This window comes from Streptomyces sp. NPDC019531, assembly GCF_044903305.1.
Taxonomy (GTDB): domain Bacteria; phylum Actinomycetota; class Actinomycetes; order Streptomycetales; family Streptomycetaceae; genus Streptomyces.
In genome coordinates this window covers 90,271-99,546 of the sequence record NZ_JBJDQL010000037.1, presented here as the reverse complement: position 1 = coordinate 99,546, position 9,276 = coordinate 90,271, and the positions used below count along the sequence as shown (strand labels likewise).

Sequence of the window (9,276 nt, the reverse complement as noted above, 5' to 3'; positions counted from 1 at the left end):
GACCAGGGGTACCGGGACAGCGTCCTGCCGCCGGCCGTGAAGGCCCGAGTCGCGGTCGAGGCGGGCATCGGCCTCACCTGGCACAAGTACGTCGGGGACGCCGGTCGCATCGTTTCCCTGGAGCACTTCGGTGCTTCCGCGGACGGCAAGGTCCTCTTCCAGGAGTTCGGCTTCACTGGCGAGAACGTGGCCGCCAAGGCCCGGGAATCCCTGGCCTCTGCCCAGCGCTGACGCTCACATACGACCGTAGGAGATGTAATTCCATGACAGACGCACTCAAGCGCCTCTCCGAGGAAGGCGTCGCGATCTGGCTGGACGACCTGTCGCGCAAGCGGATCACGTCCGGCAACCTCGCCGAGCTGATCGACCAGCAGCACGTCGTGGGCGTCACCACCAATCCGTCGATCTTCCAGAAGGCGATCTCCGAGGGCGACGGCTACGACCAGCAGCTGTCCGACCTCGCCGCCCGCAAGGTCACGGTCGAAGAGGCCATCCGCATGATCACCACGGCGGACGTCCGTGACGCCGCCGACATCCTGCGCCCGGTCTTCGACGCCACCAACGGCCAGGACGGCCGCGTGTCGATCGAGGTCGACCCGCGCCTGGCGCACAACACCAAGGCGACGGTCGCCGAGGCCAAGCAGCTCGCCTGGCTGGTCGACCGCCCCAACACCCTCATCAAGATCCCGGCCACCAAGGCGGGCCTTCCGGCGATCGCCGAGACCATCGGCCTCGGCATCAGCGTCAACGTCACGCTGATCTTCTCGCTGGAGCGCTACCGCGAGGTCATGGACGCGTACCTGACCGGCCTGGAGAAGGCCAAGGAGAGGGGTCTCGACCTGTCGAAGATCCACTCCGTGGCGTCCTTCTTCGTGTCCCGCGTGGACACCGAGATCGACAAGCGCATCGACGCGCTCGGTACCGACGAAGCCAAGGCCGCCCGCGGCAAGGCCGGCGTGGCCAACGCGCGTCTCGCCTACCAGGCGTACGAGGAGGTCTTCTCGGGCGAGCGCTGGTCGAAGCTGGAGAACGTCGGCGCGAACAAGCAGCGTCCGCTGTGGGCCTCGACCGGCGTCAAGGACAAGGCGTACAAGGACACGCTGTACGTCGACGAGCTGGTGGCGCCGAACACGGTGAACACCATGCCGGAGGCGACCCTGTTCGCCACCGAGGACCACGGCCAGATCCGCGGCAACGCGGTCGCCGGTACGTACGAGCAGGCCCGCGCCGAACTCGACGCGGTCGAGAAGCTCGGGATCTCGTACGACGACGTGGTCCAGCTGCTTGAGGACGAGGGCGTCGAGAAGTTCGAGGCGTCCTGGAACGACCTGCTCAAGTCGACCGAGGCGGAGCTTCAGCGCCTCGCCCCTTCGGAGGGCTGAAACCTTGTCGAGCAGCAACCCGCTGCGTGACCCCGCTGACCGACGGCTCCCGCGTATCGCGGGGCCGTCGGGCCTGGTCATCTTCGGCGTCACGGGCGATTTGTCACGAAAGAAGCTCATGCCCGCCGTGTACGACCTCGCGAACCGGGGTCTGCTGCCGCCGGGCTTCTCCCTGGTGGGCTTCGCCCGGCGGGACTGGGAGAACGAGGACTTCGCGGAAGTCGTCCACGACGCCGTCAAGGAGCACGCCCGCACGCCGTTCCGCGAGGAGGTCTGGCAGCAGCTCATCCAGGGGATGCGCTTCGTCCAGGGCACCTTCGACGACGACGACTCGTTCGAGCGGCTGCGCGACACCATCGACGAACTCGACAAGGCACAGGGCACCGGCGGCAACTTCGCCTTCTACCTGTCCGTGCCGCCGTCCGCCTTCCCCGTGGTCATCCAGCAGCTGAAGAAGCACCGGCTGGCCGACCAGTCGAGCGGCTCCTGGCGCCGCGCGGTCATCGAGAAGCCCTTCGGCCACGACCTCAAGTCGGCCGAGGAGCTCAACTCGACCGTCGAGGAGGTCTTCGCCCCGGACCAGGTCTTCCGCATCGACCACTACCTGGGCAAGGAGACCGTCCAGAACATCCTGGCGCTGCGCTTCGCCAACACGATGTTCGAGCCGATCTGGAACCGGTCCTTCGTGGACCACGTGCAGATCACCATGGCCGAGGACATCGGCATCGGCGGCCGGGCCGGCTACTACGACGGTATCGGCGCCGCCCGTGACGTCATCCAGAACCACCTGCTCCAGCTCATGGCTCTTACGGCCATGGAGGAGCCGGCCTCCTTCGACGCGGACGCGCTGGCCGCCGAGAAGACCAAGGTGCTCGGCGCGGTGAAGCTGCCGAAGGACCTGGGCCGGGACACCGTGCGCGGACAGTACGCGGAGGGCTGGCAGGGCGGCGAGAAGGCGGTCGGCTACCTCCAGGAGGAGGGCATCGACCCCCAGTCGAAGACCGACACGTACGCGGCCATCAAGGTGGAGATCGACAACCGCCGCTGGGCGGGCGTCCCCTTCTACCTGCGCACCGGCAAGCGGCTCGGCCGCCGGGTCACCGAGATCGCGGTGGTCTTCCAGCGGGCCCCGCACTCCCCCTTCGACACGACGGCCACCGAGGAGCTCGGCTCCAACGCGATCGTCATCCGCGTCCAGCCCGACGAGGGCGTCACCGTCCGCTTCGGCTCCAAGGTGCCGGGCACCTCGATGGAGATCCGGGACGTGTCCATGGACTTCGCCTATGGCGAGTCGTTCACGGAGTCCTCGCCCGAGGCGTACGAGCGGCTGATCCTCGACGTCCTGCTCGGCGACTCGAACCTCTTCCCCCGCACGGAGGAGGTCGAGCTGTCCTGGAAGATCCTCGACCCGATCGAGGAGTACTGGGACACGCACGGCAAGCCCGCCCAGTACCCCTCCGGTACCTGGGGCCCGGTCGAGGCCGACGAGATGCTCGCACGAGAGGGACGGAGCTGGCGCCGGCCATGAAAACAGACCTCACGGACACCACCGCCAGCAAGATCAACAAGGCGCTGGTCAAGGGCCGCCGGGCCATCGGCACACCGGCCGTCGGCATGGTGCTCACGCTGGTCATCGTGACGGACGAGGAGAACGCGTACGACGCTCTGAAGGCCGCCAACGACGCGTCCCGCGAGCACCCCTCGCGCACGCTCGTGGTCATCAAGCGGGTGTCGCGGAGCCCTCGTGACCGCACCCAGTCCCGCCTCGACGCCGAGGTCCGGGTGGGCGCGGACGCGGGCACCGGCGAGACGGTGGTGCTACGGCTGTACGGCGAGGTCGTGAACCACGCCCAGTCGGTGGTCCTGCCGCTGCTGCTGCCGGACGCGCCGGTCGTCGTCTGGTGGCCGGTGGACGCGCCACTCGACCCGGCGGGCGACCCGCTCGGCGCGCTCGCCCAGCGCCGGGTCACCGACACGTACTCCTCCGAGCAGCCGGTGCGCGAGCTGACGGCCCGTGCCGGCAGCTACACCCCGGGCGACACCGACCTCTCCTGGACCCGGATCACACCGTGGCGTTCGATGCTGGCGGCGGCTCTGGACCAGGTCAGCGTCGAGGTCAAGGCGGTCGAGGTGGAGGGCGAGGAGTTCAACCCGAGCTGCGAGCTCCTCGCCATGTGGCTCGCGGACAGGCTTGACGTGCCGGTACGGCGTTCGCTGTCCTCGGGGCCCGGGCTGACCGCGGTCCGCATGGAGACCAACAACGGGCCGATCACCCTGGACCGGGCCGACGGCTCCCTTGCGACGCTGTCCATCGACGGCCAGCCCGACCGTGCGGTGGCGCTCAAGCGCCGGGACACGGCCGAGCTGATCGCGGAGGAGCTGCGGCGCCTCGACCCGGACGACACCTACGCGTCCGCGCTGCGGTTCGGCGTGCATCGGCTGAACGACTCGAACGGGCGCGTGCCCGCCGAGGAACCGGCCGGTGAGCCCGAGGCCGACGCGGCTTCGGACACCGAGGCGACCCCGGACGTCAAGGCCGCTTCGGACACAGCGGCCGCTTCGGACGCCGACGCGGCTCCGGAGGGACCGGCGGCCAAAGGAGAACCGGCCATTGGCGAGGCTGCCGCGGAAGCTCCCGCACCGGAAGCGGCGGCGTCGGCAGCGCTGAAGCCGGTCCCCTCCGGCCTGTCCGGGAACGGGAAGGCGGCGAAGTGAACACTCCGCAACTGGTCGTGCACCACGACAAGGAGCTGATGGCCCAGGCCGCCGCAGCCCGTCTGATCACGAAGATCGTGGACGCGCAGGCCTCCCGGGGCTCGGCGTCGGTGGTCCTCACGGGCGGCCGCAACGGCAACGGCCTGCTCGCCGCACTGGCCGCCGCGCCCGCCCGGGACGCCATCGACTGGGGCCGTCTGGACCTGTGGTGGGGCGACGAGCGCTTCCTGCCCGAGGGCGACCCGGAGCGCAATGACACACAGGCCCGCGAGGCCCTGCTGGACTCCGTGCCGCTGGACCCGAAGCGCGTGCACGCCATGCCCGCGTCGGACGGCCCCCACGGCGACGACGTCGAGGCCGCGGCGGCGGCCTACGCCGAGGAACTGGCCCGCGCGGCCGGTCCCGAGAACCACGGCTCGGTCCCGACCTTCGACGTGCTGATGCTGGGCGTCGGCCCGGACACGCATGTGGCGTCCCTGTTCCCGGAGCTCCCGGCGGTCCGGGAGACCGAGCGCTCGGTCGTCGGTGTGCACGGGGCGCCGAAGCCCCCGCCGACCCGGGTGACTTTGACCCTGCCCGCGATCCGCGCGGCTCGCGAGGTCTGGCTCCTGGCGGCCGGAGAGGACAAGGCGGAGGCCGCGGCCATCGCCCTGTCCGGTGCGGGCGAGATCCAGGCCCCGGCGGCCGGGGCGCGCGGCCGGGCCCGCACCCTGTGGCTGCTGGACGATGCGGCGGCCTCCCAGCTGCCGCGGTCGTTGTATCCGCCGGCCTCGCCGTAACGGCGGCCTCGCATACGGCAGTCGACGCCGGGTCCCTCTCAGGAGGGGCCCGGCGTCCGTACTGTCAGTGGAAGATGCTGTCGTCCCAGTTCTCCGGCGTGTTGCGGATCTCGTCCAGGAGCCCGCCAAGCGCCGCCGGGTCGAAGATCAGGAAGTTGTACTTCTCCGGAACCCGTACGTCGTTGATGTCCGCTGTGGGCGTGCCCGGCCCGCCCGGATTCTCCTCGCCCCCGGCCTTCTCGTACGCCTTCTCCGACGCGGTGACGAAGGAGCGGTACTTCGTCGTACGCACCGCGGACTCGAAGGCGGGAGTGCGCAAACCCTCGACCTGCTCGGCCAGTTGGAGCAGAGAGGAGTCCGTGAAACCGTCCACGGCCTCCTCGGGCTGGTTGTTGTAGAGGACGTCGTGATACTCGGCGAACTTGCCCTCCTCCAGCGCCGCCCGCAACGCGTTGACCGCCTTCTTCGAACCGCTGCCGCCGACCCGGTCGTCCAGGAAGGACGCCAGGGTGTACTCGGTCCTCGCCTCGCGCCGCACCGTGGCGCCGCGCACGGTCGGACCACCGCCGGTGGACTCGAACTCCTCGCAGACCGGGCAACGCGGGTCCTCGTAGAGGTGCACCGCCACAGGCGCCTTCGGATCCCCGACGGTGATCGTGGTGCCGTCGGCTCCCAGCTTCTCCGGTACGTCCTCAAGGCTGCCGTAAGCGGTCACGGCCCCCATCGTGGTCCCGGCCTCGGTCTCGACCGGCAGGTCCCTCTGACCGCATCCCGCGAGCGCCGCCCCGACAAGGGCCGCCGTGAGCACCACGGCGACCCGTCCCCCATGCTTCATCCGTACCTCTCGTCCCCCCAGGTTCAGCGCGACCCTAGAGCATGGGCACAGAAAACGCACAGCAGTTCTGATCGGGAGTGCCTCACTGTCGCCCGCGCAGCTCCCGGTACGTCGCCACCAGCGCCTTCGTGGACGCGTCCAGACCCGGCACCTCGGCGCCCTCCGTGAGCGCGGGCTCGACGCGCTTGGCGAGGACCTTGCCAAGTTCGACGCCCCACTGGTCGAAGGAGTCGATGTTCCAGACCGCCCCCTGGACGAACACCTTGTGCTCGTAGAGCGCGATGAGCTGGCCGAGGACGGACGGGGTGAGCTCGCGGGCCAGGATCGTGGTGGTCGGGTGGTTTCCTTGGAACGTCTTGTGCGGGACCAGTTCCTCGGCCACCCCCTCCGCCCGCACCTCGTCGGGCGTCTTGCCGAAGGCCAGCGCCTGGGTCTGGGCGAAGAAGTTCGCCATCAGCAGGTCGTGCTGCGCCTTGAGCCCGTCGGCGAGCTCGGCCACCGGCTCGGCGAAGCCGATGAAGTCCGCCGGGATCAACTTCGTGCCCTGGTGGATGAGTTGGTAGTAGGCGTGCTGCCCGTTGGTGCCGGGTGTGCCCCACACCACCGGCCCCGTCTGCCACTCCACGGGCTGTCCGTCGCGCCCCACGTACTTGCCGTTGGACTCCATGTCCAGCTGCTGGAGATATGCCGTGAACTTGGACAGGTAGTGGCTGTAGGGCAGCACGGCATGCGACTGCGCGTCGTGGAAGTTGCCGTACCAGACGCCCAGCAGGCCAAGGAGCAGGGGCACGTTGGACTCGGCCGGGGCGGTGCGGAAGTGCTCGTCGACGAGGTGGAAGCCGTCGAGCATCTCACGGAAGCGGTCGGGCCCGATGGCGATCATCAGGGAGAGGCCGATCGCCGAGTCGTAGGAGTAGCGGCCGCCGACCCAGTCCCAGAACTCGAACATGTTGGCCGTGTCGATGCCGAAGTCCGACACCTTCTCGGCGTTCGTCGACAGGGCCACGAAGTGCTTGGCCACCGCTTCTTGACCGGCCTTCAACTCACCGAGGAGCCACGCGCGCGCCGAGGTGGCGTTGGTGATCGTCTCGATGGTGGTGAAGGTCTTCGACGCGATGATGAACAGTGTCTCCGCCGCGTCGAGGTCGCGGGTGGCTTCGTGCAGGTCGGCACCGTCGACGTTCGACACGAAGCGGACGGTGAGGTCGCGGTCGGTGAAGCCGCGCAACACCTCGTAGGCCATCGCGGGACCCAGATCGGAGCCGCCGATGCCGATGTTCACGACGTTCTTGATGCGCCTGCCGGTGTGGCCGGTCCACTCGCCGGAACGCACGCGGCCGGCGAAGTCGCTCATCTTGTCGAGCACGGCGTGCACGCCCGGCACGACGTTCTCCCCGTCGACCTCGATCACCGCGTCGCGCGGAGCACGCAGCGCGGTGTGCAGCACGGCCCGGTCCTCGGTCGTGTTGATCTTCTCACCGCGGAACATGGCGTCCCGCAGCCCGAACACATCGGTCGCTGCGGCGAGTTCGCGCAGCAGACGCAGGGTCTCGTCGGTGACCAGGTGCTTGGAGTAGTCGACGTACAGGTCACCGACCCGCAGTGTGTACCCGGTGCCGCGCCCGGGATCGGCGGCGAACAACTCCCTGAGCCGCACCTCGCCGAGCTCCTCGCGGTGCTCGGTCAGCGCGGTCCACTCGGGGGTCCGGTTGAGCCTGGTACGGCCGTCTGCGTTCATGTCCGACTTCAGCCTTCTTTCGTGCCTGTCCCAGCTGTTCCAACCTAATCGATCAGCGCGGGGCGTGAGCCGTGGTGGCGTCGGCGTCCGGCGCACCAACAGATACGTCCGCGTGGAGCGCGGGTATCAGCGAGGCGACGGACAGCACGAAGAAGGCCGCCGCGAGGAGGGCGGGTGTGTTCAGCCCCCAGGCGGTGGCCACGGCTCCGCCCAGCAGGGCGCCCAGGGGCGCTCCGGCGACGGCCAGGGTGCGGAAGGCCGCGCTGATCCGGCCCAACTGTTCGGCCGGCCCGCGCTCCTGCATCAGGGTCGTGGTCTGGACGTTCCACGCCATCCCCATGAACCCGAAGACGGCCATGGCCCCCGCGAGTGCGACCAGGGAGCGCACGGAACCCATGACCACCAGGGCGCCGATCTGTGCCGTCCCCGCGAGCAGCACCGCGCGCACCCGCCCCAGCCGGGCGACGAATCGGCCGCTCGCCACTCCCCCGGTCAGACCGCCGACCGTGTAGGCGGTCATCGCCGCCGCGTAGCCCGTGGTCCCGGCGTCCAGCCAGCCTGTCACCAGCAGCACCATGCCCGCGATCAGCGCACCCACGCCGACATTGCACAGGGCCGTCGCCGTGCAGAGTCCGCGCAGGGCCCGGTCCGCGGCCAGGGTGCGCAGCCCCTCGGCGATCTCCCTGCGCAGGGTGCTGCCCGGGGGCCGCCGCTTCCGCTCCGGCGGGGTGGTGCGCAGCGAGCCGACCAGGGCGGCCGCGACCAGGAAGGTCGCCGCGTCCGCCGCGAAGGGCGCTGCGGCACCGGCCACCAGCAGCAGCGGTACGACGGGGGCGCCCAGCAGACCGCCCGCGATGCGCTGGCCGGTCATCAGCCTGGCGTTGGCTCCGGCCAACGCCTCCCGGTCGACCAGGGTGGGCAGCAACGCGGTCGAGGCGTTGTCGAAGAGGGTCTGGAGGGTGGTCAGGGTGAAGGCGAGGGCGATCAGCAGGCCGATCGAGGCGTGTCCGAGTGCGACGGCCACCGCGAAACAGGCGACCACCAGCCCCCGTAACGCATCCACCGTCCACATCGCGCGCCGCTGGTCCACGCGGTCCGCGATTGCGCCGCCGAGCAGGCCGAAGACGATCCAGGGCAGATAGCCGCAGGCGGTGACCGAGGCGACGAGCAGCGGCCGGTCCGTCAGGGTCGCGGCGAGCAGGGGAAGCGCCGACCCGCGCAGCGCGTCACCGAAGCTGGAGAACACGGCCGCGGTCCACAGCCGCCCGAATCCCCCACGCCACGCGGGCATACGCACGCCCGCCCCCTCGACCACAGTCACAGCTCCCCCTCACGGTCCGCCGGTCACGAGACCATGCACAAACCGTAGAGGTCACCACTGACAATCGGCCGGGACCGCAGCCGTAAAACGGCTCCGGCCAGACACCTCTCGATGCCCGGCCGGCTCTCAACTCCTAGATCTCGCCCCGCAGTTTGGCGAGCGCCTCGGCGAGGATCGCCTCGCCGTCCGCGTCGCTGCGCCGCTCCCGTACATACGCGAGGTGCGTCTTGTACGGCTCGGTGCGCGGCGGGTCCGGCGGGTTGTCCCGGTCCTGTCCGGCGGGAAAGCCGCAGCGCGGACAGTCCCAGGTATCGGGGACCTGCGCGTCGCTGGCGAAGCTGGGCTGCGTCTCGTGCCCGTTGGAGCACCAGAAGGAGATGCGCAGCCGGGGCGCGGACTCGCCCCGCTCGGCCTCGCCCATCGGCCCCGCCCCGACCCGGCTACCTCGGATCGCGTTGCCACTTGCCACGGTCGTAACTCCCTGCGTGATGGTGCCGCGAAGCGAG

General features: G+C 70.0%; 9 protein-coding genes. 5 read left to right on the top strand and 4 right to left on the bottom strand.

Translation table 11 applies throughout. The annotated features are described in order from the left end of the window. The 5 genes from ACI2L1_RS33455 to pgl all read left to right on the top strand — a co-directional run. Window positions 1–231: transketolase-like TK C-terminal-containing protein (locus ACI2L1_RS33455; protein ID WP_404743162.1), on the top strand; the 231-nt coding region annotated here is incomplete at its 5' end. Window positions 232–263: 32 nt separating this feature from the next. After that, window positions 264–1,382, top strand: a complete 1,119-nt coding sequence (tal, locus tag ACI2L1_RS33450; RefSeq protein ID WP_404743161.1) for a transaldolase — start codon at window positions 264–266, stop codon at window positions 1,380–1,382. A gap of 4 nt (window positions 1,383–1,386) precedes the next feature. Further along, complete coding sequence (zwf, locus tag ACI2L1_RS33445) at window positions 1,387–2,910, top strand: glucose-6-phosphate dehydrogenase (protein ID WP_404743160.1); 1,524 nt, start codon at window positions 1,387–1,389, stop codon at window positions 2,908–2,910. Further along, window positions 2,907–4,097, top strand: a complete 1,191-nt coding sequence (opcA, locus tag ACI2L1_RS33440; RefSeq protein ID WP_404743159.1) for a glucose-6-phosphate dehydrogenase assembly protein OpcA — start codon at window positions 2,907–2,909, stop codon at window positions 4,095–4,097. The genes zwf and opcA overlap by 4 nt, the downstream gene beginning before the upstream one ends. Further along, window positions 4,094–4,876, top strand: coding sequence for a 6-phosphogluconolactonase (gene pgl, locus ACI2L1_RS33435; RefSeq protein WP_404743158.1), 783 nt, complete (start codon window positions 4,094–4,096; stop codon window positions 4,874–4,876). The genes opcA and pgl overlap by 4 nt, the downstream gene beginning before the upstream one ends. Window positions 4,877–4,940: 64 nt before the next feature. Here the strand turns inward: pgl and ACI2L1_RS33430 are convergent, their stop codons facing one another. The 4 genes from ACI2L1_RS33430 to ACI2L1_RS33415 all read right to left on the bottom strand — a co-directional run bounded on the left by ACI2L1_RS33430 (window position 4,941) and on the right by ACI2L1_RS33415 (window position 9,239). Continuing rightward, window positions 4,941–5,711: a thioredoxin domain-containing protein gene (locus tag ACI2L1_RS33430; protein ID WP_404743157.1), complete on the bottom strand. Its 771-nt coding sequence runs from the start codon at window positions 5,709–5,711 to the stop codon at window positions 4,941–4,943. Between the two features lie 82 nt (window positions 5,712–5,793). After that, window positions 5,794–7,449 (bottom strand): glucose-6-phosphate isomerase, encoded by a 1,656-nt coding sequence (gene pgi, locus ACI2L1_RS33425; RefSeq protein ID WP_404743156.1) that lies wholly within the window; start codon window positions 7,447–7,449, stop codon window positions 5,794–5,796. Between the two features lie 52 nt (window positions 7,450–7,501). Then, the gene (locus ACI2L1_RS33420; RefSeq protein ID WP_404743155.1) at window positions 7,502–8,770 is read right to left on the bottom strand and encodes an MFS transporter; all 1,269 of its coding nucleotides are present in this window, start codon (window positions 8,768–8,770) and stop codon (window positions 7,502–7,504) included. A 133-nt stretch (window positions 8,771–8,903) separates the two neighbouring features. Then, window positions 8,904–9,239, bottom strand: a complete 336-nt coding sequence (locus ACI2L1_RS33415; RefSeq protein WP_003957010.1) for an RNA polymerase-binding protein RbpA — start codon at window positions 9,237–9,239, stop codon at window positions 8,904–8,906. Window positions 9,240–9,276 lie beyond the last annotated feature (37 nt).

Excerpts from the sequence above, each read along its gene's own strand:
- opcA (WP_404743159.1), top strand. The coding sequence starts at position 2,907 with ATGAAAACAGACCTCACGGACACCACCGCCAGCAAGATCAACAAGGCG.
- ACI2L1_RS33430 (WP_404743157.1), bottom strand. The coding sequence starts at position 5,711 with ATGAAGCATGGGGGACGGGTCGCCGTGGTGCTCACGGCGGCCCTTGTC.
- tal (WP_404743161.1), top strand. The coding sequence starts at position 264 with ATGACAGACGCACTCAAGCGCCTCTCCGAGGAAGGCGTCGCGATCTGG.
- pgi (WP_404743156.1), bottom strand. The coding sequence starts at position 7,449 with ATGAACGCAGACGGCCGTACCAGGCTCAACCGGACCCCCGAGTGGACC.